General features: G+C 72.9%; 27 protein-coding genes and 1 pseudogene. 11 read left to right on the top strand and 17 right to left on the bottom strand.

Annotation, left to right across the window (positions count from 1 at the left end):
- Positions 1 to 173: 173 nt before the first annotated feature.
- The gene (locus BBH68_RS16545) at positions 174 to 1,115 is read right to left on the bottom strand and encodes a polysaccharide deacetylase family protein (RefSeq protein WP_076970843.1); all 942 of its coding nucleotides are present in this window, start codon (positions 1,113 to 1,115) and stop codon (positions 174 to 176) included.
- A gap of 54 nt (positions 1,116 to 1,169) precedes the next feature.
- Between BBH68_RS16545 and BBH68_RS16540 the strand changes: the two genes are divergently transcribed.
- Entirely contained in the window at positions 1,170 to 2,360 is a 1,191-nt protein-coding gene (locus BBH68_RS16540) for a class I SAM-dependent methyltransferase (protein WP_065963105.1), read from the top strand.
- Here BBH68_RS16540 and BBH68_RS16535 read toward each other — a convergent pair.
- Positions 2,357 to 2,821: an ATP-binding protein gene (locus BBH68_RS16535; RefSeq protein ID WP_065963104.1), complete on the bottom strand. Its 465-nt coding sequence runs from the start codon at positions 2,819 to 2,821 to the stop codon at positions 2,357 to 2,359. The two genes, BBH68_RS16540 and BBH68_RS16535, sit on opposite strands and share 4 nt — an antisense overlap.
- A 163-nt stretch (positions 2,822 to 2,984) precedes the next feature.
- Between BBH68_RS16535 and BBH68_RS16530 the strand changes: the two genes are divergently transcribed.
- The 4 genes from BBH68_RS16530 (at position 2,985) to BBH68_RS16515 (ending at position 5,409) form a co-directional block, all read left to right on the top strand.
- Positions 2,985 to 3,836: a Scr1 family TA system antitoxin-like transcriptional regulator gene (locus BBH68_RS16530; protein WP_065963103.1), complete on the top strand. Its 852-nt coding sequence runs from the start codon at positions 2,985 to 2,987 to the stop codon at positions 3,834 to 3,836.
- Between the two features lie 35 nt (positions 3,837 to 3,871).
- Complete coding sequence (locus tag BBH68_RS16525; protein WP_065963101.1) at positions 3,872 to 4,075, top strand: DUF397 domain-containing protein; 204 nt, start codon at positions 3,872 to 3,874, stop codon at positions 4,073 to 4,075.
- 28 nt (positions 4,076 to 4,103) lie between these two features.
- Entirely contained in the window at positions 4,104 to 4,952 is an 849-nt protein-coding gene (locus BBH68_RS16520) for an arylamine N-acetyltransferase family protein (RefSeq protein WP_065963100.1), read from the top strand.
- 79 nt (positions 4,953 to 5,031) lie between these two features.
- Complete coding sequence (locus BBH68_RS16515; RefSeq protein WP_065963098.1) at positions 5,032 to 5,409, top strand: hypothetical protein; 378 nt, start codon at positions 5,032 to 5,034, stop codon at positions 5,407 to 5,409.
- A gap of 59 nt (positions 5,410 to 5,468) precedes the next feature.
- Here BBH68_RS16515 and BBH68_RS16510 read toward each other — a convergent pair whose 3' ends face one another.
- Positions 5,469 to 6,122 (bottom strand): hypothetical protein, encoded by a 654-nt coding sequence (locus tag BBH68_RS16510; RefSeq protein WP_211301790.1) that lies wholly within the window; start codon positions 6,120 to 6,122, stop codon positions 5,469 to 5,471.
- Between the two features lie 149 nt (positions 6,123 to 6,271).
- Here BBH68_RS16510 and BBH68_RS16505 point away from each other — a divergent pair, with 149 nt between their 5' ends.
- Positions 6,272 to 7,468 carry an RNA-guided endonuclease InsQ/TnpB family protein gene (locus tag BBH68_RS16505; protein WP_065963096.1) on the top strand — a complete coding sequence of 399 codons (1,197 nt, stop codon included), beginning with the start codon at positions 6,272 to 6,274 and terminating at the stop codon, positions 7,466 to 7,468.
- 260 nt (positions 7,469 to 7,728) lie between these two features.
- Here BBH68_RS16505 and BBH68_RS16500 read toward each other — a convergent pair.
- The 5 genes and pseudogenes from BBH68_RS16500 to tsaB all read right to left on the bottom strand — a co-directional run.
- Positions 7,729 to 8,160: pseudogene (locus tag BBH68_RS16500) on the bottom strand (SDR family NAD(P)-dependent oxidoreductase); the annotation flags it as partial.
- A gap of 47 nt (positions 8,161 to 8,207) precedes the next feature.
- A complete protein-coding gene (locus BBH68_RS16495; RefSeq protein WP_065963094.1) occupies positions 8,208 to 8,462 on the bottom strand; it encodes a hypothetical protein in 255 nt (84 codons plus the stop codon).
- On the bottom strand, positions 8,459 to 9,598 hold the full coding sequence (tsaD, locus tag BBH68_RS16490; RefSeq protein WP_065963092.1) for a tRNA (adenosine(37)-N6)-threonylcarbamoyltransferase complex transferase subunit TsaD: 1,140 nt from the start codon (positions 9,596 to 9,598) through the stop codon (positions 8,459 to 8,461). Before tsaD ends, BBH68_RS16495 begins: the two co-directional genes overlap by 4 nt.
- Positions 9,591 to 10,190 carry a ribosomal protein S18-alanine N-acetyltransferase gene (rimI, locus tag BBH68_RS16485; RefSeq protein ID WP_079151023.1) on the bottom strand — a complete coding sequence of 200 codons (600 nt, stop codon included), beginning with the start codon at positions 10,188 to 10,190 and terminating at the stop codon, positions 9,591 to 9,593. The genes tsaD and rimI overlap by 8 nt, the downstream gene beginning before the upstream one ends.
- 59 nt (positions 10,191 to 10,249) lie before the next feature.
- Complete coding sequence (gene tsaB, locus BBH68_RS16480; RefSeq protein WP_065963089.1) at positions 10,250 to 10,918, bottom strand: tRNA (adenosine(37)-N6)-threonylcarbamoyltransferase complex dimerization subunit type 1 TsaB; 669 nt, start codon at positions 10,916 to 10,918, stop codon at positions 10,250 to 10,252.
- A gap of 200 nt (positions 10,919 to 11,118) precedes the next feature.
- On the opposite strand from tsaB, the gene BBH68_RS16475 reads away from it, so the two are divergent.
- On the top strand, positions 11,119 to 11,682 hold the full coding sequence (locus tag BBH68_RS16475; protein WP_174589033.1) for a L,D-transpeptidase: 564 nt from the start codon (positions 11,119 to 11,121) through the stop codon (positions 11,680 to 11,682).
- A 56-nt stretch (positions 11,683 to 11,738) separates the two neighbouring features.
- On the opposite strand, the gene BBH68_RS39390 is transcribed toward BBH68_RS16475, so the two are convergent.
- From BBH68_RS39390 to alr, 4 genes are all read right to left on the bottom strand, one after another.
- A complete protein-coding gene (locus BBH68_RS39390) occupies positions 11,739 to 11,978 on the bottom strand; it encodes a hypothetical protein (RefSeq protein ID WP_076970845.1) in 240 nt (79 codons plus the stop codon).
- A 149-nt stretch (positions 11,979 to 12,127) separates the two neighbouring features.
- Positions 12,128 to 12,700 (bottom strand): tRNA (adenosine(37)-N6)-threonylcarbamoyltransferase complex ATPase subunit type 1 TsaE, encoded by a 573-nt coding sequence (gene tsaE, locus BBH68_RS16470; protein WP_065963086.1) that lies wholly within the window; start codon positions 12,698 to 12,700, stop codon positions 12,128 to 12,130.
- 222 nt (positions 12,701 to 12,922) lie between these two features.
- Entirely contained in the window at positions 12,923 to 14,146 is a 1,224-nt protein-coding gene (locus tag BBH68_RS16465) for an alpha/beta fold hydrolase (protein WP_065963084.1), read from the bottom strand.
- Positions 14,147 to 14,148: 2 nt separating this feature from the next.
- Complete coding sequence (gene alr, locus BBH68_RS16460) at positions 14,149 to 15,303, bottom strand: alanine racemase (protein WP_065963082.1); 1,155 nt, start codon at positions 15,301 to 15,303, stop codon at positions 14,149 to 14,151.
- Between the two features lie 84 nt (positions 15,304 to 15,387).
- On the opposite strand from alr, the gene BBH68_RS16455 reads away from it, so the two are divergent.
- Positions 15,388 to 16,845: a bifunctional ADP-dependent NAD(P)H-hydrate dehydratase/NAD(P)H-hydrate epimerase gene (locus tag BBH68_RS16455; RefSeq protein ID WP_065963178.1), complete on the top strand. Its 1,458-nt coding sequence runs from the start codon at positions 15,388 to 15,390 to the stop codon at positions 16,843 to 16,845.
- An 11-nt stretch (positions 16,846 to 16,856) separates the two neighbouring features.
- On the opposite strand, the gene BBH68_RS16450 is transcribed toward BBH68_RS16455, so the two are convergent.
- Positions 16,857 to 17,423 carry a GNAT family N-acetyltransferase gene (locus tag BBH68_RS16450; RefSeq protein WP_065963080.1) on the bottom strand — a complete coding sequence of 189 codons (567 nt, stop codon included), beginning with the start codon at positions 17,421 to 17,423 and terminating at the stop codon, positions 16,857 to 16,859.
- Positions 17,420 to 18,706 (bottom strand): NsdA family TPR-like regulatory protein, encoded by a 1,287-nt coding sequence (locus BBH68_RS16445; RefSeq protein WP_065963078.1) that lies wholly within the window; start codon positions 18,704 to 18,706, stop codon positions 17,420 to 17,422. The genes BBH68_RS16450 and BBH68_RS16445 overlap by 4 nt, the downstream gene beginning before the upstream one ends.
- 298 nt (positions 18,707 to 19,004) lie before the next feature.
- Here BBH68_RS16445 and BBH68_RS16440 point away from each other — a divergent pair, with 298 nt between their 5' ends.
- Positions 19,005 to 19,322 carry a hypothetical protein gene (locus BBH68_RS16440; protein ID WP_065963076.1) on the top strand — a complete coding sequence of 106 codons (318 nt, stop codon included), beginning with the start codon at positions 19,005 to 19,007 and terminating at the stop codon, positions 19,320 to 19,322.
- A gap of 100 nt (positions 19,323 to 19,422) precedes the next feature.
- Here BBH68_RS16440 and BBH68_RS16435 read toward each other — a convergent pair whose 3' ends face one another.
- The gene (locus tag BBH68_RS16435) at positions 19,423 to 19,626 is read right to left on the bottom strand and encodes a hypothetical protein (protein WP_141713008.1); all 204 of its coding nucleotides are present in this window, start codon (positions 19,624 to 19,626) and stop codon (positions 19,423 to 19,425) included.
- Positions 19,627 to 19,705: 79 nt separating this feature from the next.
- Between BBH68_RS16435 and BBH68_RS16430 the strand changes: the two genes are divergently transcribed.
- A complete protein-coding gene (locus tag BBH68_RS16430; RefSeq protein WP_065963073.1) occupies positions 19,706 to 19,954 on the top strand; it encodes a hypothetical protein in 249 nt (82 codons plus the stop codon).
- A gap of 7 nt (positions 19,955 to 19,961) precedes the next feature.
- Here BBH68_RS16430 and BBH68_RS16425 read toward each other — a convergent pair whose 3' ends face one another.
- Positions 19,962 to 20,861 carry a serine hydrolase gene (locus BBH68_RS16425; protein ID WP_065963071.1) on the bottom strand — a complete coding sequence of 300 codons (900 nt, stop codon included), beginning with the start codon at positions 20,859 to 20,861 and terminating at the stop codon, positions 19,962 to 19,964.
- Complete coding sequence (locus BBH68_RS16420; protein WP_065963068.1) at positions 20,858 to 21,739, bottom strand: LysR family transcriptional regulator; 882 nt, start codon at positions 21,737 to 21,739, stop codon at positions 20,858 to 20,860. Before BBH68_RS16420 ends, BBH68_RS16425 begins: the two co-directional genes overlap by 4 nt.
- Before the next feature lie 120 nt (positions 21,740 to 21,859).
- Between BBH68_RS16420 and bla the strand changes: the two genes are divergently transcribed.
- Positions 21,860 to 22,789 carry a class A beta-lactamase gene (bla, locus tag BBH68_RS16415; protein ID WP_065963066.1) on the top strand — a complete coding sequence of 310 codons (930 nt, stop codon included), beginning with the start codon at positions 21,860 to 21,862 and terminating at the stop codon, positions 22,787 to 22,789.
- The last annotated feature ends 35 nt before the right edge of the window (positions 22,790 to 22,824 follow it).

Raw genomic sequence — 22,824 nt, 5'->3', positions numbered from 1 at the left:
TCTCACGGGGTTAACTGTCTGAGGTGGCGACCAGGTGGATCCGTCGTCGCGGGTGCCGGACCTGCCCGTCGCTGTGTTTGGCACTCCTCACTGCTGAGTGCCAGCCACGACATTATGACGCGGTTAGCACTCAGTCAACCAGAGTGCCAAGTGACGGGTGCCGCGGCACCCCGTCAGAGGTAGTCCTCCAGCCGGGCCACCGCGAATCCCTGCGCCTGGATCTCCCGCACCAGTGAGGTCATCACATCGGTCATCGTCAGCCCGTTCTGCTGGGAGGGGCCCCGGAAGTGGGCCAGGATGATGTCACCGGAGTGCAGCCGGTCGCCGGAGGCGTACTCCAGCCCGCCGGCCTTCATCTCGGCCGACCACATCACCAGCGCCCGCACCCCGCAGGCCGCCGCAGCGCGCACCGTGTCGTCGTCGAGCGCCCCGTACGGCGGGCGGAACAGATACGGCCGGGTGCCGAACTGGCGGGTGAGGATCTCCTGCTGGCCGCAGATCTGGTGGGCCTGCCCCTCGTACTCCATCCCGGCCAGCCGCGGGTGGGTGAGGGTGTGGTTCTGCATCCCGTTGCCGAGCCGGCGCAACTGGCCGAAGTAGTCGTAGTCGCCGGCCACCTCCTCGTCGGTCAGGAACCCGGTGATCGGCAACCCCAGGTCCCGGACCTCCTGGACGAAGGCCGGGTCCTTCTCGGTGCCGTCGTCGATGGTGACGAAGACGACCCGGTCGCGGGTCGGCACGTGGTCGACGATCGGCGGCCCGGCGGGCGCGCCCGCACCGGGCGGCACCAGGGACGGCTTGGTCCGGGGCGGCGGCGCCGCCTCCAGGGGGCGGTCGAGCCCCCAGCGGCGGTAGCCGTCGGGGGGCGGGACGGGTGGGCTGGGCAGCCCGGAGGCCGAACCGGACGCGGACCGCGCGTCCGGCGCCGGGCCGGATTCCCGGCTCGGACCGGGGGCGTGGTCCGCGGCGTCCGAGGACGACTTCGACGACGTGGACGTCATGGACGGCTTGGACGGCACAGCCGTCCCGGCACCGTCCTCGTCCCCGCAGCCCGCGAGCAGCGCCGCGGCCGCGACCAGTACGAGACACCTCGAAAGGCCAGTCTTGATCATCATCACATAAGCGATCTTCAGCCGGGTGTCGCGAACGCGCTCGCTGGAGCGGGGAGAATGGGCGACGTGGACGTTGACGCCTTCGACTCACTGCTCCGCGACGAAGGGCAGGCACTGCTGAGCGAGCTGCGGGACTACGACCCGGCGCGGGAGCTCGCCACGGCGACCCGGCTGCGCCGCGACCACCCCGCGGAGCTGGTCTCGGCGGCCCTCACCCAGGCGGGGCTCAGACAGCGCGCGGCCGCGAAGTTCGGCGCCGACGACGCCCACCGGATGTACTTCACGCCGCACGGCGTCGAGCAGGCCACCCGCGCGTCCGTGGCCGCCTACCGCGCCGACCGCTTCGCCGAGCTCGGCGTGCGCCGCGTCGCCGACCTGTGCTGCGGCATCGGCGGCGACGCGGTCGCGCTGGCCCGCGCGGGGATCTCCGTGCTGGCCGTCGACCGGGACCCGCTGACCTGCGCGGTCGTCCGGGCCAACGCCGAGGCCCTGGGGCTGTCCGAGCTGATTGAGGTGCGCCAGGCGGACGTCGCCGAGATCGACACCTCCCGGTACGACGCGATCTTCGTGGACCCCGCCCGGCGCGGCGGCCGCGGCCGCGTCTTCGACCCCGAGGCGTACTCCCCGCCGCTGTCCTGGGCCGTCGAGGCGGCCCGCACCGCCCCCCACGCCGCCCTCAAGGTCGCCCCGGGCGTCCCGCACGAGGCGGTCCCCGAGGACGCCGAGGCGGAGTGGATCTCGGACCACGGCGATGTGAAGGAGGCCCTGCTGTGGTTCGGCACGGCGCGCCCCGGCATGCGCCGCGCCACGCTGCTGCCCGACTGCCACTCCCTCCTCGGCACCCGGCTGCTGCCGGACCCGGAGCCGGGCCCGGTCGGCCGCTGGCTGTACGAACCGGACGGCGCGGTCATCCGCGCGCACCTGGTCGCGGACGTCGCCGCCCGGATCGGCGGCCGCCTCATCGACCCGACGATCGCCTACATCACGGCGGACGACCTGCGGCCGACGCCGTACGCCACCGCGTACGAGATCACGGACGTGCTGCCCTTCAACCTCAAGAAGCTCAAGGCGCTGCTGCGCGAGCGCGGGGTCGGCGTGGTGACGGTCAAGAAGCGGGGGTCGGCCGTCGAGCCGGAGGAGCTGCGGAGGAAGCTGCGCCTCGAAGGGGTGAATTCGGCCACGGTCTTCCTCACCCGGGCCGACGGCGCCCCGACGATGCTCCTGGGCCACCCGGCCCGGCGCGGCTAGGCGGTGCCCCGGGTCCGCAGCTCGAACCAGACGCCCTTCGCGTACATCCCGGTCGGGTCCCCGTCCGCCGTGCCCCACTCGTCGGCGAGCGCGGCGACCACCCCGAGCCCGCGCCCGTACATCCGGTCGCCGGCCGGCAGATACGCCCCCGTCGGCAGCTCGGTGCTCGCGTCGTACACGCTGATCCGCAGCCTCGGTTGCTCGATCATCACGCGCAGCATCAGGGAGTCGCCCTCGGCGTGCAGATAGGCGTTGGTGGCCAGCTCCGAGGTGCAGGCCGTCGCCGTGTCGACGAGGTCCTCATGGCCCACGGAGTTCAGGACGCAGGCGACGAAGTCCCGGCAGATCTTGGGGGAGGTGGCCCGGCGGGTGCTCTGCAGCGTGTAGACGTACGGCTCTTCGGGACCGGGGGCGGGCGAACTGCCTGTGGGGCCGTCGTCGGGCTCGTGGTCGGGTCCCATGTCAACTCCCTGCGACGGGGCCGTTGGTGCGCGTACCGTTACGATGATCAACGCTTCGTAGCGGCGACACCACCTACCGTAGGACAGCGCTGCAAACAAGTGCTACGGATTCGTTGAATTTCCCCGACATATAGCCCTCGAGGGTGACACGCATGGGAGGGACATGCCGCCCAGGACTGCCCCAACCGCCCGTCAGCAGCGGTTGGGTACCGAGTTGCGGAGGATGCGCGAGGACGCGGGCCTCAGCATCCAGGAGGCCGCCGACCGGCTCGGGATCAACCGCACCCACATCACCAATCTGGAACTCGCCCGGTTCGGGGTGAGCGAGGAGCGCGTACGGACCCTGGCCGCCATCTACGCCTGCCCCGACGGCGCGTACGTCGACGCCCTCGCCGCCATGACCCATGAGCGCCGGGGCGGCTGGTGGGAGGAGTACCGGGGGCTCATCGCCACCAGCGGGCTCGACCTGGCCGAAATGGAGCACCACGCCTCCCGCCTGCGCGTCGTCGGCCTCATCCACATCCCCGGGCTGCTCCAGACGGAGGAGTACGCGCAGGCGGTGATGGGCCACGCCGTGCCCCCGTGGTCCCCGCCCGAGCTGCGCCGCAGGCTCTCCCACCGGATGAGGCGCCGGGACATCCTGGACCGGGACGACCCCCCGCCGTGCACCTTCATCGTCCACGAGGCCGCCCTGCACACCCGGTTCGGCGGTACGCGGGTCCTGCGCACCCAGCTGGAGCGGCTGCTGGAGGCGTCGGAGCGCGAGAACATCACCGTACGCGTCATCCCGCTCGCCACCGAGGGCTTCCCGGTCGCCGGCGCGACCGTCACCTACGCCTCGGGGCCCGTGCCGCAGCTGGACACCGTGCAGTTCGACTCGGCGCTCGGCTCGATGTTCCTGGACGCCGAGTCCCAACTGCGCAAGTACCGGGGGGTTCTGGACCGCACCGAGGACGTGGCCCTGCCCGTCGAGGAGTCGCGTGACGTCGTACGCGCCATCGCTCGACGCATGTGAAGCATGTGAGGCATGTAAAGCAAGAAGGCAAGGTAATGCGCACCATCAACTGGCAGAAGTCCTCCTACTCCGCCCAGAGCGACGGAGACGCCTGTGTCGAGGTGGCATCCATAGGCGACGACATAGGACTCCGCGAGAGCGACGACCCCGACAGAGTCGTGACCACCACCCCCGCGAAGCTCAGGTCGCTCCTCGTCGGCATCAAGGCCGGCGAGTTCGACCATCTGGCGTCACGATGACCTTCCGGGGGTCGTTACGTTGACCACCATGACCAAGACGACCACCGCGACCGACGCCCCCGCCGAGCCCCGGCTGGACCTCGACGCCTACCTCGCCCGCATCGGCCGGCCGGGCGAGCGCCGCCCGAGCGCCGCGGCCCTGCGCGCGCTGACCTTCGCGCACGTGACGTCCATACCCTTCGAGAACCTCGACCCGCTGCTGGGCTCGGCGCCCTCGCTCGCCCTCCCCGACCTGGAGGCCAAGATGGTGCGCGGCCGGCGCGGCGGCTACTGCTACGAGCAGAACACCCTGCTCGCCACCGCCCTGAAGGCCCTCGGCTACCACGTCACGGGCCTGGTCGCCCGGGTGCGCACCGGAGCCCGGGGCGCCCTCCGCCCCCGTACGCACATGCTGCTGCTCGTCGAGGTCCCGGACGATGAGCGGTCGTACGTGGCCGATGTCGGCTTCGGCCACATCGGGGGCCTGCTGGAGGCGGTGCCGCTGGTCGCGGACACCGAGTTCCACGACGGGCCCCGCCGCCACCGCTTCGTCCGCGAGCCGCACCACGGCCTCGAGGACCTCTGGGTGCTCCAGGCCTTCCTGGGCGGGGAGTGGGAGGACCAGTACGCCTTCACCCGCGAGCCCTGTGAGCGCCCCGACTACGAGGTCATCAACTGGCACACGGCGACCAACCCCCGCTCGCCCTTCCATCACACCCTCTTCGCCCAGCGCCCCGCCGACGACCGCCATCTGGCGCTGGTCGGGCGCACCCTCACCGAGACGTACCACGACGGGACCAGCAAGCGGCGCCAACTGGCGGACGACGCCGAGGTGATGGCGGTGCTGAGGGCCGACTTCGGTATCGAGCCGCCCGAGGGCCTCCAATTGCCGGGTTGAACCGGGTAGCCCTTCGGACAGGCCCCCTCCCATGGCACGATCATCCCGCTAATGGGCGGATGAGAGGGTGGCAGGGGGCATGGGCAAAGAAAAACTGTCCGTATCGGATCAGGATCTGACAAGCCTGATCAAAGACCTGGAGGGGACGCTGAGCTACGTCGAGACGAAGATCAAGCGTCTCGACCTCCTGGTCGAGTCCGTCGACAAGGACGAGAAGGGGCCCGCGGCCGCCGCCCACAAGAAGCTACGGCGCGATGTGAGCATGGACGCGGTGCGGATCAGGCAGATGCTGAACGCCGTCGAGGAGGCGACGAAGGCGCAGGGGGCGGACACCCACCCCCAGTACCTGGAACTGCTGCACCGGTTCCAGGCACTGCAGAAGTCGTCGGAGGGGCAGCGGGAACCGGGGAGCGCGGACGGCCACGGCAGCCACGACGAGCCGGACCCCGCCGACTGACCCCCGCCGCCGCCACGCGCCCCCGCGACGGCCGGAAGTCCCTCGTGGCGGCCGGAAGCTCAGGGCAGCTCGTGCGGCGGCTCCTCCACCTCGGGCACGGGGGTGAGTTCGCGGCTGACCAGGCGGTAGTAGCCGACCGCCTTGGCCATCCCCAGCGCTCCCGTCCCCGCGAGGAGCACGGCGAGCCCCAGGGTCAGGGCGGAACCGTCCCCGGCGGCCGTCATGGCCGCCGAGGCCGACCCGAAGCAGCACAGCACGAGGGACGGCAGCAGCCAGAACAGGGCGCGGCCCGGGGAGTGCCACCGGGCCAGCGTGTCCCGGTCCCGCGCCGACCGGGCCCAGGCGCGCAGCCGTTCCCGCGCCTCCAGGTCGTCCCGGGCGCCTGAGGCCACGGCCAGCGTGGAAGGCACCGCCAGCCCCGCCGCCAGGGCCAGCAGGAAGACGCCCAGCGCGACGCTGACCACGTCGCCGGCCGCCACATAGCGCCAGCCCGCCCAGGCCGCGGCCCACCCCGCCGCGACGAGCCCGGTCGCCAGCCACAGCAACAGCGCCCGCCGCCGGGCCAGATACCGGGCGGTCAGCTCCCGCAGCTCCTCGGTCCGCTCGGCGAGCAAGTCGGCACGGTCGGCGTCACGCGCGGTGGGGGTGTCAGCATCCGGCGCGGCGTCGGGGTCCATGTGGGCGTCGGGCGGGGGCAGGGGGCGGGCGCTCATCGGGGCTCCTCCGCGGATACCCCGGCCTTCAGGCCGCGGGGAAACGGACTCCTGCGGAGCAGGGCAGAGGGCGCCGAATCAGCGCCAGGGCGATTCGGCGCCCACCGCCAACGAGTCGGTTCACGCGCTGACGCGCTACCTTGTGAGCCGTGACCATTCCTGTGAAGCGGGCGTTCAAGTACCGCTTCTATCCGACCGATGCGCAGGCAGCCGAGCTGTCGCGCACGTTCGGATGCGTGCGGAAGGTCTACAACCTCGCGCTCGCGGCGCGCACCGAGGCGTGGGCGCTGCGGCAGGAGCGGGTCAACTACAACGCCACCTCGGCGATGCTGACGGCGTGGAAGAAGACCGAGGAACTGGCGTATCTCGGCGAGGCCTCCTCCGTCCCGCTCCAGCAGGCCCTGCGCCACCTCCAGACGGCCTTCACCCACTTCTTCGCCAGGCGCGCCGGGTATCCGCGGTTCAAGTCGCGGAAGAAGTCCCGGAAGTCCGCCGAGTACACCACCAGCGCCTTCCGCTTCCGCGCCGGCGAGCTGACCTTGGCGAAGATGACGGAGCCGCTGGAGATCGTGTGGTCCCGCCCCCTTCCGAAGGGCGCGTCGCCGTCCACCGTGACCGTGTCGCAGGACTCGGCCGGACGCTGGCACGTGTCCCTGCTGTGCGAGGACCCCACCGTGGGGCCGCTCGCCCCAACGGATGCGGCGGTCGGCGTGGATGCCGGACTGGACCACCTGCTGACCCTCTCGACGGGGGAGAAGATCTCCAACCCCCGGCACGAGCGGCGCGACCGTACCCGCCTGGCCAGGGCCCAGCGGCACCTTGCCCGCAAGGCCCCGGGCGAGGGCGCGAACCGGGCCAAGGCGAGGCGGAAGGTCGCCCGTATCCATGCCCGCGTCGCCGACCGCAGGCGCGACACGCTGCACAAGATCACCACTCGGCTCGTTCGTGAGAACCAAACGATCGTGATCGAGGACCTCACCGTTCGGAACCTGCTGAAGAACGGCAAGCTCGCCCGCGCCATCTCCGACGCGGCGTGGAGCGAGTTCCGGAGCCTGCTGGAGTACAAGGCCCAGTGGTACGGCCGCGAGGTGATCGCGGTCGACCGCTGGTTCCCCTCCTCCAAGCTGTGCTCCGTGTGCGGCACCCTGCGGGACAAGCTGCCGCTGCACGTCCGTACCTGGACCTGCGACTGCGGCACGACCCACGACCGCGACGTGAACGCGGCACGCAACATCCTGGCCGCCGGGCTGGCGGTATCGGCCTGTGGAGCCGGTGTAAGACCTCAACGGAGCACTCCGGGCGGGCAGTCGGCGACGAAGCAGGAACCCCCACGGCGCGAGCCGTAGGAACCCCCTCCTTCAGGAGGGGGAGGAAGTCAACTCTTTCCTTCGCACAGCAGCAGCGCAGCCGCAGCAGCAGCGCGCGCTAGCGGCGCGACAGGACTCGGCAGGACTCCTCAACGCAGTCTCTCAGCCCGCGCCGTCGCGCCGCCCAAGGGTCCCGGAGACGCGAGACCCCGGCCCGCCGAGGGCCCCGGCCCATTAAGGGGCCCGGCCCGCCGAGGGCCCCGGCCCATTAAGGGCCCCAGCCCGCCGAGGGGCCGCCGTCAGCCGCTGTGGACGACCTCCCGCTGCCACCGCTCCCGGGGCTGGGTGTGCAGCCGCCAGTAGTGCTCGGCGATGTCGTCCGGGTCGAACGGCGTGCCTGGGGCGACCGGCCCGGCCACGGTGACGGTGGCGACATGGACGCCCGAGGGCCCGTACTCCTTGTCGAGCAGCTCCACCAGCGCCCGCACCCCGGCCTTGCCGAGCGACAGGCCCACGTACTCCGGCTTCGCCTCGGGCATTCCGCCGGTGACGATGAACGACCCGCCGCCGCGGCGCGCCATCCCCGGGGCGACGTGCGCCGTCGTGGTGAGCGCCCCGACCACGTTGACCGCCCAGGCGTCCAGGTGAGCGCGTACGGACAGCTCGCCGGGCCGGTCGGGCCGGACGAGCGCGGCGTTGTGGACCACGACGCCGGGCGGGCCGAGTTCGGACGGCGCCGAGGCTAAACCCTGACATAGATGTCAGGGGGGGTTTAGGGTCAGTCGTCGAGAGCCTCGAACCGCCACCGGTGCACGGCCCGGCGCACCAGGTCCTCCCCCGGCTCGGGGAGTTCGGGCAGGTCGGCGTCGTACGGGGCGTCCCACCAGGTGATGACCAGCACGCGGTCCGCGGGGGCGCGGAAGGTCTCACGGCGCAGCGGTGCCGGGTCGAGCCGCCGGCCGCGGGCCCAGGCCAGCAGCCGCTCGCCGCCGCCCTCGACGGCCCGCGCCTCCCACATCAGCGCGACCGTCATGCGTACAGGTTCTTCCGGCTCAGCTCGTGCACGTGATCGTGGTCGTGCACATGGCCGTGGTCGTGCACGTGGTCGTCGTGGTCGTGGCCGGCGGGGGCCGGGACGTGCGGGTCGGTCACCGGCAGCGAGGAGTCTGCCGACAGGTCCCAGGCCGACGCGGCCCGCCCGCGCGCCACCATCTCCGCGCCCAGCGCCGCGACCATCGCGCCGTTGTCCGTGCACAGCTTGGGCCTGGGCACCCGCAGCGTGATGCCCGCGTCCTCGCAGCGGCGCTCGGCCATGGCGCGCAGCCGGGAGTTGGCGGCCACGCCGCCGCCGATCATCAGGTGCTCGACGCCCTCGTCCTTGCAGGCCCGTACGGCCTTGCGGGTCAGCACGTCCACGACCGCCTCCTGGAAGGAGGCCGAGACATCGGCGACCGGGACCTCCTCGCCCGCCGCCCGCTTGGCCTCGATCCAGCGGGCCACGGCGGTCTTGAGACCGGAGAAGGAGAAGTCGTACGGGGCGTCGCGCGGCCCGGTCAGCCCGCGCGGGAAAGCGATCGCGTCCGGGTCGCCCTCGCGCGCGATGCGGTCGATGACCGGCCCGCCCGGGAAGCCGAGGTTCAGCACGCGGGCGATCTTGTCGAACGCCTCGCCCGCCGCGTCGTCGATCGTCGAGCCGAGCGGGCGCACGTCGGAGGTGATGTCGGGCGCGAGCAGCAGCGAGGAGTGGCCGCCGCTCACCAGCAGGGCCATCGTCGGCTCGGGCAGCGGGCCGTGCTCCAGCTGGTCCACGCAGATGTGCGAGGCCAGGTGGTTGACGCCGTAGAGCGGCTTGCCCAGGGCGTACGCGTACGCCTTCGCGGCCGACACGCCCACCAGCAGCGCGCCGGCGAGCCCGGGGCCGGCCGTGACCGCGATGCCGTCCAGGTCGGAGGCGGCGACCCCGGCTTCCTTCAGGGCGCGCTGGATGGTGGGGACCATCGCCTCCAGGTGCGCCCGGCTGGCGACCTCGGGGACGACGCCGCCGAAGCGCGCGTGCTCGTCGACGCTGGAGGCGACGGCGTCGGCGAGGAGGGTGTGGCCGCGGACGATGCCGACGCCGGTCTCGTCGCAGGAGGTCTCGATGCCGAGTACGAGAGGTTCGTCAGCCATGGGTCTTCGTTCCTTGTACGGAGCCTTGTGCGGAGCTGGGGACGGAGCCTTGTGCGGGGCCTGGTGCGGAGCTGGGTACGGAGCCGGGTGAGCCTGGTGCGGGGCTCGGCGCGGCGAGTGACGCGGCGGGCGTCGCGGGTTCGGCGGCCGCCGCCGGGTCGGCCAGGCGCATCACCAGCGCGTCCACGTTCCCGGGCTGGTAGTAGCCCTTGCGGATCCCGATGGGCTCGAAGCCGAAGCGCTCGTAGAGGCGCTGCGCGCGCCGATTGTCGACGCGCACCTCAAGGAGCACCTCGCGGCATTCGAAGGAGGTGGCGGCCGTGATGAGGTCGGTCAGCAGGCGGGCGCCGAGCCCGGTGCCCCAGTGGTCGCGGGCGGTGGCGATGGTCTGGACGTCCGCGGTGCGGTCGACGGCGGCGAGCCCCGCGTAGCCGACGAGCCGGCCGCCCGCCTCCGCGACCACGTAGTGCCGGGTGGCGGCCGGGCCGCGCGCGTGGGCCAGCTCGGACCAGAACATGCCGGGCGACCAGGCGTCCTCGGGGAAGAGGTTCACCTCGAGCCGCAGCACGCGCTCGATGTCCCACCAGCGCATCTCGCGCACCACCGGTACCTCGGGTGCCGCGGAGGGTGTCGCGGGAGGTGTGGCGGGGGTCACCGGGGCGTGACCACCTTGTAGTTGGCGGGCACCTGGGCGTCGGGGCGGCGCAGGTACAGCGGCCGGTTGGGCAGCAGCTCCTCGCCGCGCGCGAGCTTCTCGGCGGCCAGTGCCGCCAGCGCGCCCGCCGACTGGTGCTCCGGCATCCCGGCCGGTACGGCTCCGAAGGCGTCCGGGTAGAGCAGGGCGCCCGCGCCGACGGCCGGCAGCCCGGCCACCCGCTCGCCGAGGTCCGCGGGCCGGTCCACGGCGGGCTCGGTCACCCGGGTGCGGGCGTCGTCGTACCGCGCCCAGTAGACCTCCTTGCGCCGCGCGTCCGTGGCCACGACGAAGGGCCCGGTGAGCCCGGCCCGTCCGGCGGCGTACGCGATGCCGTCGAGCGTGCACAGCCCATGGACGGGGATGTCGAGGGCCGCCCCGAAGGTCGCCGCGGTCACCAGGCCGACCCGCAGCCCGGTGTACGGGCCCGGGCCCACGCCGACCACCAGGTCGGTCACCTGGGCCAGCACGGCTCCCGCCTCGGCCAGCACCTTGTCGACGGCGGGCAGCAGCAGCTCGCCGTGGCGCCGCGCGTCGACCTGACGCGACTCGGCGAGGACGTCGGTGCCGTCGTGCAGGGCGACGGTGACGGCGGGGGTAGCGGTGTCAAGCGCGAGCAACAGCACGAGGACAGCCTACGGCGCCCGCGGAGGGGGCCGCGCCGCCGCCGGGAGGAGCCGTGGCGCACGGCGGGGGCGCGCGCCGGTGCTACGGTCGGCTTGTCCCCTCGGGGTGACCGGGGAGACACCAGACCTGAGCGCGCACTGACCGCTACTGATCGCAGGAACTGGCCGCGGGAACCGACCGCAGGAGAGGGTGGCAAGCCGTGCCAAGGAGTACCGGGACCGTCGTGGCCGCGCTCACCGCCGCCGCGGTCGGCTGCGTGGGCTTCCTCGCCTACCAGGCCTCGGCGACCGCCCCCGAGCCCCCCTCTCACTCGCGGCACGCCGGCGACTCCAAGGGCAAGTCCAAGGGCAAGGACCAGGGCAAGCACGGGAAGAAGAAGTCCACCGCGCTGCCGGGCGACTCCGGCTCCGGCCTGCGCGTGGTGTACGCGCTGGAGGACCGGCGGGTGTGGCTGGTGGGCGCGGACGAGCAGCCCACCCGCACCTTCGAGGTCCACCCCAGCTCCGCGAGCCCCGCCCCGGGGACGTACGAGGTCACCTCGCGGCGGCAGAGCACGGTCGGCTCGGACGGGGTCAAGGTCGAGCACGTCGTCGTCTTCCACACGGAAGAGGGAGTCGTGTTCGGTTTCAGCGCGGCGATCGACGGCTCGACCCCCGACCCGAACGCGGCGAAGAAGACCGGGGGCATCCGGGAGAGCCGCGAGGACGCCTCGGCGATGTGGGACTTCGCGCAGGTCGGCACGAGGGTCGTGGTCATCGCCTGAGGCGCGCCCCTCGTGTCCCCGCGTCCCCGCGTCCCCGCGTTCTGGCCCCCGGCCCCCTACGCGGCGCTGCGGCGGCGCTCGCCCTCCGCCCCCGGCTCCCCCGGTGTGGCGGGGGTCGCGCCCGGCCCGGCGGCTTCGGATTGGGGGGATTCGGGCGGGGTGACTTCGGAGGTGGGTGTGGATTCGGGCGGGGTGGATACCGCGCTCGCCGCCGCGCAGGCGGCCAGCAGCTCCGTCATCGACGGGGGCCGGTCATCGCGCCGGGCCGCCTCGGCAGCGGGCTCTCGGGACGGCATGGATGCCTCCTAAGGGTCCTGGGGCAGTCGAGCAGGCCGCCAAGTTAGGCACACCTAACCTGCCCTGCCTTCCCATGTGACCACGGAGGATGCCCCTCGCGCAACATTTTGCCGACGCCTTGTCGGAATCTCACCCCGCCGAGCGGGTCTCAGCCCGCCAGCGAGGCCAGATCCTCCCCCGCCCAACGCGGCCCGACGCCGGTCACGACGACCCCCCGGACGTCCTCCTCGGGCGCGGCGGCCTGCTCCCCGGCCGGCTGCTCGCCATCCGCCTGCCCCCCGGCCGTCCGCTCGCCACCTGCCTGCTCGCCGACCGTCCGCTCGATGACGACGTGCAGCCGGTCCTCCGCGAGCCCCTCGACCTTCCCCTCGCCCCACTCCACGGCCACCACCGAATCCGGCAGCGACACATCGAGGTCCAGGTCCTCCATCTCGTCCAGCCCCCCGCCCAGCCGGTAGGCGTCCACGTGCACCAGCGGCGGGCCGTCGCCCAGCGACGGATGGACCCGGGCGATCACGAACGTCGGCGAGGTGACCGCGCCGCGCACCCCCAGCCCCTCCCCCAGGCCCCGGGTCAGCGTGGTCTTGCCCGCGCCCAGCTCTCCGGTGAGCAGCACGAGGTCACCGGGGCGCAGCAGTTTCGCGAGCCTGCGCCCCAGGTCCCGCATCTGCTCGGGGGAGGTGACGGTGAGACGGGTGGCGACGGTGTGCGGGGTGTGCATCAGTCTCCTGACGAGGGGACCACCGGCTTCAGCCAGTGGGGGAATCACTTCCCTGGCCTGTGCTAATTTTCGCGTATCTCGCAAGGGATCGGTCCGGGCTGGACCGCAACCTACGGGTTGGAAGCCCCCTCCTTGAGGTTGGGGAGCGGAGTCACACCCGCCGATGTTACGGGGCCGGGTCTCGCCCGCGGGCCAAGCGCCCGCGGGCCACACCGAGAGCCCTTACCCGCGCGCCGAGCGCCGCCGCCCGTCCCCGTCCGCCGTCGCCCGCGGGCTGTCCGTACCGGCCGCCTCCGCCAGCAGGTCGATCAGATGTCCGTTCACCACTTCGGGGTGCTCCAGCATCACCAGGTGCCCGGCCTCCTCGACGATCACCAGCCCCGCGCCGGGCAGCGCCTCCGAAATGGCCTCGCTGTGCTCCATGGGCGTGATGAGGTCCTTGTCGCCCGCCAGCACCAGCACCGGCAGCCCGTCGAAGACCGGCAGCGCCTCCGCCTTGTCGTGCTCGACGAAGGCCGGGTAGAACTCGGCGACCACGTCGATCGGCGTCGCCTCGATCAGCCGCTCCGCGAACCGCGCGACCCCCGGGTCCACGTCCTTCGACCCGAACGAATAGCGCTTGATCACGCCCGCGAACAGGTCGGCGGTGGCCCGCCGCCCCTTCTCCACCAGCTCCGCCTGCCAGCCCAGCGCCTTCAGCAGCCCTGGCAGCAGCCGCCGCACCGCGTTCACCCCGACCACCGGCAGGCCGAAGCTGACCTCGCTGAGCTTGCCCGCCGACGTACCGATGAAGGCCGCGCCGATCACCCGCTCGTGCACCAGCTCCGGGTACTGCGCGGCCAGCGCCATCATCGTCATGCCGCCCATGGAGTGGCCCACCAGCACCAGCGGCCCCTCGGGCGCGGCCGCGTCGATCACGGCCTTGAGATCGCGGCCGAGCTGGTCGATGGTGACCTGGGTGCCCTCCATCTGGGCGCAGCCGCGCGCGGACCTGCCGTGGCACCGCTGGTCCCAGTAGACGGCGCGGACCGCCCCGCGCAGCACCGCCCGCTGGAAGTGCCAGGAGTCCTGGGCCAGGCAGTAGCCATGGCTGAAGATGACGGTGACCGGGGCGGGCGTGCGCCGCCCGAACAGCCGCTTGCGGCGCGCGGGCGCCTGCGGCTGTATCTCCTCGACCTCGTAGTACAGCTCGGTGCCGTCGTCGGCGAGCGCCGTGCCGGGGGTGCCGCGCAGCGTGCCGAACGGGCCCGCGGCGTCCAGTTCCAGCCGCGCCTTGCGCCGTACCCCCCGGCCCACGGTCAGCCGCTCGAGCCCGACCCCCATGGCCGCGCCGGCCGCGATGACGCCGATCGCGACACCCGCGAACCCCGCGCCGCGACGCCACCCCACGGCCGTCGCCCCCGCCGCCACGCGGACCGCCGTCTCTGCCGTGCTGTCGCCTTCCATGGTCAGTTCCCTGTGCCCTCAGGGTGACCGACATAAACGCGCGGGACGCGGGTGCCGATCCGCGTGACGATTTCGTACGCGATCGTGCCGACCGCCCGCGCCCAGTCCTCCGCGGTCGGCTCGCCCCGGTCACCGGGCCCGAACAGCACCGCCTCGTCCCCCGGCGCCGCGCTGTCGCCGCCGAGGTCCACCACGAACTGGTCCATCGCCACCGTGCCCGCCACCGTCCGCCACTTGCCGGCGACCAGCACCGGGCCGGTCCCCGAGGCGTGCCGCGGAATCCCGTCGGCGTAGCCCACCGGCACCAGCGCCAGGGTGGTCGGGCCGGGGGTGACGTAGCGGTGTCCGTACGACACGCCGTGTCCGCCCGGCACCCGCTTGACCGAGGCCAGCGAGGCGGACAGCGTCATGGCGGGCCGCAGGCCGAAGTCGGCGGGGTGGCCGAGCTCGGGGCTCGGCGAGATCCCGTACATCGCGATCCCGGTCCGTACGAGGTCGAAGTGCGACTCGGGCAGGGTCAGGGTCGCCGGGGAGTTGGCGATGTGCCGCACCTCCGGGCGGATCCCCGCCTGCTCCGCCTGGGCCACCAGCGCCCGGAACACCTCGAGCTGGGCGGCGATCGAGGGGTGCCCCGGCTCGTCCGCGCACGCGAAGTGCGACCACAGGCCGGCCACCCGGACCGTGCCCTCCGCCTCGGCGGCGCGCGCGGCGGCGACGAGTTCCGCCCAGTCCTCGGGCTGGCAGCCGTTGCGGCCCAGCCCGGTGTCCGCCTTCAGGTGCACGCGTGCGGCGCGCCCGCACGCGCGGGCCGCGGCGACGGCCTCCCGCAGCGCCCACATCCCGCTCAGCGACACGTCGACGTCCGCCTCGATCGCCTCCCGCCACGGGCCGCCCGGCGTCCACAGCCAGCACAGCACCCGGCCCGTGTCCCCCGCGGCGCGCAGCGCCAGCGCCTCCTCGGGCGTGGCCGTGCCCAGCCAGCTCGCGCCCGCCTCGCGCGCGGCGCGGGCGCACGGGAGCGCGCCGTGGCCGTAGCCGTCCGACTTGACCACGGCCATCAGCTCGGCCCGGGGGGCCGCCGCGCGCAGCGCGCGCACATTGGCCCGCAGGGCGGCCAGATCGACCACGGCACGGGCGCGCATCGGTGTCTCGTTCATCAGCGTCAGTGTCTCAGGCCCGCCCCGCGCATGGAGCGTGTGCTTCCGTACGGCCTCCGGGGCATGTCCGGGAGACTGGTCGCCATGAGGATTGCCTACAGCGTCGAGACCGTACGGGCCGCGGAGCGGGACTTGATGGCACGGCTGCCCGAAGGAGCGCTCATGCAGCGCGCGGCCGCGGGCCTGGCGGCGGCCTGCGCCCGGCTGCTGGGCCGCGTCTACGGGGCCCGGGTGGCCCTCCTGGTGGGCAGCGGCGACAACGGCGGCGACGCCCTCTACGCCGGGGCCCGGCTGGCCCGCCGCGGGGCCGGGGTCACCGCCGTACTGCTGGCTCCCGACCGCGCGCACGCGGGCGGGCTGCGGGCGCTGCGGGCCGCGGGCGGCCGCGCGATCCCCGCCTCCTCCGCTTCTGATTCCGCCGAGACGGCCCTGGCCCGGGCCGATCTGGTCCTGGACGGAATCGTCGGCATCGGCGGCAGGGGCGGCCTGCGGCCGGAGGCCGAGCGGCTGATCGGGGCCGTGCGCGGCGCCGTGGTCGCCGTGGACCTGCCCAGCGGGGTGGACGCCGACACCGGCGAGGTGCGCGGCCCCGCCGTACGCGCCGACGCGACCGTCACCTTCGGCACCTACAAGCCCGGGCTGCTCATCGACCCCGCCCGCGAGCACGCGGGCGCGCTGCGCCTGATCGACATCGGCCTGGCCCCCCACCTGCCGTCCGTCCCCGACGTCGAGGCCCTGCAACACGGCGACGTGGCGGCCCTCCTGCCCCGCCCCGGCGTGGAGAGCGACAAGTACCGGCGGGGCGTCGTCGGCGTGGTGGCCGGCTCGGCCCGCTACCCCGGCGCCGCGGTCCTGGCCGTCGCGGGCGCCCTGCGCGGCGGGGCGGGCGCGGTCCGCTACGTGGGCCCGGCGGCCGACGCGGTCATCGCGCGCTTCCCCGAGACCCTCGTCCACTCCGGGCCGCCCCACAAGGCGGGCCGCGTCCAGGCGTGGGTGGTCGGCCCCGGCCTCGGCGACGACGCGGCCGCCCGCCAGTCCCTCGACGACGTCCTCGCCTCCGACGTCCCGGTCCTCGTCGACGCCGACGGCCTCCGTCTCCTCTCCCCCGGCGACCTGCGCTCCCGCAACGCCGCCACGCTCCTCACCCCGCACGCCGGGGAGGCCGCCGCGCTGCTCGGCGTCCCGCGCGAGCAGGTCGAGCAGAGCCGTCTCGCCCACGTCCGTACCCTCGCCGAGCGCTACGGCGCGACCGTCCTCCTCAAGGGCTCCACGACACTCATCTGCCCCGGCCCGGGCCCCGGCCCCGTACGTGTCAACCCCACCGGCACCGGCTGGCTCGCCACGGCCGGCAGCGGCGACGTCCTCTCCGGCCTCACCGGCTCCCTCCTCGCCGCGGGCCTGTCCACCCACGACGCCGCCTCCGTCGGCGCCTACCTCCACGGCCTCGCCGCCCGCCACGCCACGGCCCCCTCCGGCGCGCCCATCGCGGCCCACGACGTGGCGGCGGCCCTGCCCGAGGTGTGGCGGGACGTGCTGGGGTAAGCGCCGCGGGCCTACCCCCTCACGGCCCCCAGATCGAGGACCATCACGTCGTGCAGGGCGGCGCCGTCCCACGGGTGGGCCTCGCCCACCTTGCGGTACCCCCACGACCGGTACGCGGCCTGCGCGGCCTCCACGTCCGGCCGTGCGTTCAGCAGCACGCGCTCGGCGGTGGTGCCGTCCAGGACGGCCTCATGCAGCCGCCGAGCCACCCCCAGACGGCGCCAGGGCGCGCGTACGGCCAGCTCCATCAGCCCGAACGTCCGGCGGCCGTCCTCACGGCGCAGCTCCTCGCTCACCGGCGTGATCAGCCGGTCCCACCAGCCGGTGCTCGGGCTGAGCGGGTAGCCGTAGGCGATGCCGACGGGCTCGCCGTCGGCCGTACGGGCGAGGGCGCCCCGGAAGGTCGCCTTGCGGACCTGGGAACGGAACCGCCGGAAGTTCGCCTCGACCGATTCAGGGGTCTCCGCGTACGGCTCCTCCGCGAAGACTTCCGCGTAGACGAGCCTGAACTCCGCCTCGGCCTTTGCGGCAGCCGGGCCGTCCATGTGCTCGACAGCGATCGCCTCTGACACGGTCATGAGCAGCCTCCTTGTGTGGCCTCACGGATGCGGACGGACATGTCACGCGTCACGGCCGTGTCGATGGCCGTGACGGTCTCGCGGAAGGCGTCCACTCGATGTGTCAGGCGATCAGATTTGATCTCCCCATAGGCGTCCAGCACACCACCCATCTCCGCGCACGCCTCCTCCACCTCCCCCGCGTCAAGGAGCGTGCATGCGAGCTTCGACCGATACCAGGCCGTGTTGCGGGCATAGCCGCCGGCCAGTCCATCGACAGCGGCGCGCAGAAATGGCACGGCGCGCCGAGGTTCGCCTGCCCTCACGTACATGTCCGCTGTTGCGTAGTCGATCTCGATCGGACCGGCGAACCGGGCCCAGTCCGGCACGTCTACGTCCGTGTCGGCGCGGCCCTGGTATGAGAGCGCGCGGCTGAGTGCCCGACAGGCGGCGGTGGTGTCCCCGGCATACGTGGCCACGTTGGCCTCACGAAGAGCGATCACGAGGTGCACGGTCGGCCCCGCACCGTTTCTACCGGCGACGCCATACGCATGCTCGACCGCTGACGCGGCTTCCCATAACCGGTCCGCTTTGATGTCAATCAACACGAGCGTTTCCAGCGCCGATAGCTGCAAGAGACCGTCATCAATGAGCTGGGCGGCTGTCAATGCCTCCACGGCGGCGGTGCGTGCCTGCCCGAGCGGCCCGCTGTCATAGCCGTACCAGGCTTGGTTGCTGTGCAGTTCGGAAAGCATGGCCTGAAGGTCACGGCCCACTCGGCTCGTATAGACGCTGCGGCTCAGCACCTGCGTGATCTCCTGCTCCAACTGCTGGGCGCGCGCCTTGGCGGGAATGCCCCCGGAGCGGTGATCCACCGCATAGAGGTCGACGAGCCGGGTGCGTAACGCCGCCACCTCACTGGCACCGACACGCGGACCGTGCTGCTCGGGGAGCACCGTCGCGGCGGCGATAACCCCCGAACCCGTAACGAACGCTCGACGCTTCACCTCCCCATCGTCGCCGATCCTCTCGATCGTCGAACGCCGATGCGGAGGAACGTCGAACCCCATCTCCGCAAGCGGAAGTCCGAACATCGCTTCCAGCACTGCCTGCTGGCCCGGATGCGGCAAGGGCGGCGGGGACTCGCCTTCCCACCGCCGGAGTTGGCGGACGCTCACCGAGGCGTCGATGCCCAGCCGCGCGGCCTCGCGGGCAAAGGCGGCGGCAAACGTCACCTGGGTATACCCCGCCGCCTTCCGCAGCCCCGCAAGCCTGCTGACACCGCTGACACCGCTGTCCGCCATCGACCCTCTCCCCACGCGAACGACCGCACACTCAGCGTAGCGATACGGCCGACGCGCCGTCAGGAGAAAACGTCCGCCTAAACGTCCGGCCGAGAACGGCCCATCACCCCCGACGAGGCACTGCACTAATGGGCAGCGTGCAAGACCCCCGCGACGTTGTGCGACGTCCGGGGGCGTGGCCCACCAGCTAATGGGAGCTGATGAACATGAACCACCTTATGGCCCGTGCCCTCGAACGAGTGAGTACGGTTTCCGCCGCCCATGCGATCCGTCGGCGCCGGGTCACGGAGGCCCCCGTATGCGCCCGATGACCGGTCTCCGCCTGCTGCCCTGGTCTGATCCGGAGGGCAGGCCCTGTTACCTTTCCTCGGACAGCGGCGACAGTCCCCTGAACCGACGGGCGGACCAGATCGAGGCACTGCAACTGTCCATGGGAACGGAACTCCTCGGCCACGCCCACGCCCTGCTGGACGACCGCAAGGCGAACGCCGGAGAGCTGCGCTTCCTCGCGCAGCGGCTGTGCGAGGCGCTGTGCGACGCGCTGCGGGTGGCCGAGAGCAGAGGCAGGCGGCTGCCCGGCCGCAACGAAGACGAAGACCCGGGCGAAGCCTTATGACCGATTGACGGATCGGCCGGCCGCCGTCGGGAGGGGTCCCGGCCGGGCGACCGTACGGTGTGGGCCTTCCTGGCGCGTCCAGGAGAACCGTCTGGACCGCCTATGAGCCGAAGGAACACGACATGCGCCGTCTTCTGGCCTCCGTCACGCCACTTCTCCTGCTTCTGGTCGGCTGCGGCTCCTCGGCGGACAGCCCTCCCACCGCGCGGCCGAGCGCCTCGGGCACGCCGTCGTCCGTCCGCCCGTCCAAGAGCGTGCCCTCCAGGACGAGCACCCCCGCGCGCACCCCCTCCCCGAGCCCCACCACGCGCACCTCCGCGCCCCCAACGGCAAACCCCAAGGACTGTTTCGACGGATACTGCACGCTTAAGTTGTCGAAGCCCGTGACGATTCGGCTCGACACCACGAAGTTCTACTACCCCGAGATGACCGTGGTGGCGGTCGGCTCGGACACCCTCACCTACCGCGTCGACTATCCGCACGGTGGGGGCGCGCAGCAAATCCTGTCTCCAGGGGGCGGCTCGGCCTTCGGCTTCCGGTCGCACACCACCGTGGAGGTGAAGCTGGTGTCGATCACCGACGGAACGGCGCTGCTCGCCCTCTCGCCGGGCACGCCGGGCCCGCCGGACTGACCAGCGTTCACATCTGCCGGAGGTGGTCGCGCAGCGCCCGGGCGGCCTGGGACATGAGGGCGTCGGCGCCGGGTTGGGTGCCGGCGGGGACGAGGGACTCGGTGAGGGCGGCGATGGCGAAGGACTGACCGTCGGAGTGCTCGACGACGCCGATCTCGTGGCGGAGGTTGAGGAGGGTGCCGGTCTTGGAGGACCAGGTGGTGGCGTCGGAGCTGAAGTCCGGGGCGAGGCGGTGCCGGATCACGTTCTGGGACATGAGTCCGCGCAGGCGGGCGGCCACGTCCGGGTGGATCTTCGACGGGGTCCACAGGGCCTGGAGCAGTTCGACCCAGGCGCGGGCGCTGCCGGTGTTGGCGCGGGTGGTGTCGAGCTGTGGTAGGCGGTGGCCGCGGCCACTGGTGCCGGCGTCGATGGCGAGGGCGTGGGCGAGGTGCGCCTGGGTGGCGTCGAAGCGTTCGGCGGGGGTGTCGCCCAGTTCGCGCATGGTGTGCCGGACGGTGAGGCCGCGCAGGCCGAGCTCGTGGAGGAGGCCGGCGACCCGGGCGGGCGGGGTGAGGTCGAACAGCGCGTCGGCGGCCGAGTTGTCGCTCACGCAGGTGCTCAGATAGAGCAGGTCGTCGACGGCGATCCGGGCGGGGTGGCGGAATCGGCTCAGCCCGGTGGGGCCCGGGGTGGTGATCCCGCCGGGCCGCACGTCGAGCATCGTGGCCCCGTCCAGCTCGCCGCGCCGGATACGCTCCGCCGTCGCCAGGGCGAGCGGGACCTTGACGAGGGAAGCGGAGGGCAGGGGGACATCCGGGTCGATGCCCAGCTCCTCGCCGGTGTGCAGGTCCCGGACGAGGAGGTAGCCGCGCAGACCGCCGTCGCGCAGTCGGCCGCGCAGGTCGCGCAGCAGCGCCTCGGTCATGCGGGCGCCCCCTCCGCGCCGAGGCAGCGCGCGATCGCGTCCCCCAGGCGCGCCTGGAGGTGGTGGGGATCGCCGGGCGCGGCGGCGGTGAGGGCGTATCCGCGGGTGAGCGCGATCTCGCCGATGGGGCGCCAGCTCAGGGCGAGTTCCCGGGCCTGCGCGGGTGAGCACAGCAGCAGATCGCGGGAGCACAGCACATCCGCCGCGGCGGTGGTGAGGTCGTCCGCGACGGCGAGCTGTACGGGCCGCAGGCCGACGGCGTCGCGCAGCCGTGTCAGGGGGTCGCGGATGTGCGGGGCGTCGTCTTCGGGCTGGATCCAGACCCGGCGGGCCGGCTCGGGGTCGGCCCGGCCCATCCGCAGCGTCTCGAGGTAGACCCGCTTCACGCCGGGGTCCTGAGCACCCGCCAGGCCGAGCGGCACCGTCCACATCGCCTCGTCCCGCGCCACCGGGAGCAGCGCGGCGCGCACCTGTTGGGAGCGGATGAGTTCCAGCCGCCGTGGCGGCGGGCCGACACGGAGTTCCAGGGTGACGCCGAGTCCTCGTGCGTCGGCGACGAGGCGGGCGAGGTCGGCGGTGGGGCAGATCCCGGGCACGGCGAGCCGCCACGGCTTGCGCTTGGCGGCCTCCGCCTCGTGCAGCAGTACGTCGGCGGCGAGGACGAGCTGCCGGGCCGCCGGCAGCATCTCCCGGCCGAAGGGGGTGAGGACGGCACGCCGCGAGGTGCGCTCGAACAGCGGCTCGCCGACGTGTGCCTCCAGAGCCGCGATACGGCGGCTGGCCACCGGCTGGGACATCCGGGCGGCGGCCGCGCCGACGGTGAAGCTGCCGCGCTCACTGACGCTGACGAACGCGCGGCACGCCCCCACGAGATCCACAACGCCCGCCCCCTTATGTCACTTCGACATGGAAGTCGTCAGAAGCGTATTGGATCGCATGGGTGGCGCGAGGAGAGAGTGGCACGGTCACAGCCACACCCCCCGCAGGAGGACCTGACCATGCCGCACACCCGCGCCCGGCGCGCCCTTCGCGGTGCGCTCACCACCCTCACCCTCGTCCCGCTCGCGGCCTGCGGCCAGGACGGCTCCCCAGCCGCCGAGACGGCGCAGCCGAGCGCGGCCGGGAAGCCGAGTGCGACCGCGAAGCCGTACGTCGGCGACTTCAAGAAGCTCGAGCGCGAGTTCGGCGCGCGCCTGGGCGTCTACGCCATCGACACCGGCACCGGGCGGGAGGTGGCGTACAACGACGGCGAGCGCTTCGCCTACAACTCCACGTTCAAGGCCCTGGCCTGCGGTGTCCTCCTGGACAAGGTCTCGCTCGGCGGGATGGACAAGAAGATCACGTATGACCGGAGCGTGCTGCTCCCCAACTCCCCCGTCACCGAGAAGCACGTCGACACCGGCATGACCCTCGCCGAACTGTGCGACGCCACCATCCGCTACAGCGACAACGCCGCCGCCAACCTCATCCTCAAGGAGCTGGGCGGGCCCAAGGCCCTGGACGCCGCGCTGGAGGAGATGGGCGATGACGTCACCCGGATGGATCGCCCCGAGCCGTATCTGAGCCGATGGGTCCCCGGCGAGACGCGGGACACCACCACGCCGCGGGCGTTCGCGAAGGACCTGCGCGCCTTCGTGCTCGGGGACGCCCTCGGCAAGGCCGAACGTGCGCGACTCACCACATGGCTGCGGACCAACAAGACCGGCGACACGGTCATCAGGGCCGGGGTGCCAAAGGGCTGGGTGGTCGGCGACAAGACCGGGACCGGAAGCTACTACGGCGCCCGTAACGACATCGCCGTCGTCTGGCCCCCGCACAAGGCGCCCATCGTGATGGCGATCCTCTCCCACCGCACCGCCAAGGACGCCGAGCCCGACGACAGGCTGATCGCGAAGGCGGCGTCCGTGGTGGCCGGCACGCTGTCGTAGAGCCCACGGGCGGACTCCACGCACCACGAGGCACG

The organism is Streptomyces sparsogenes (assembly GCF_001704635.1).
Classification (GTDB): Bacteria; Actinomycetota; Actinomycetes; order Streptomycetales; family Streptomycetaceae; genus Streptomyces; species Streptomyces sparsogenes.
The sequence above is the reverse complement of the archived record's forward strand: the minus strand, read 5'-3'. Positions and strand labels throughout refer to the sequence as shown.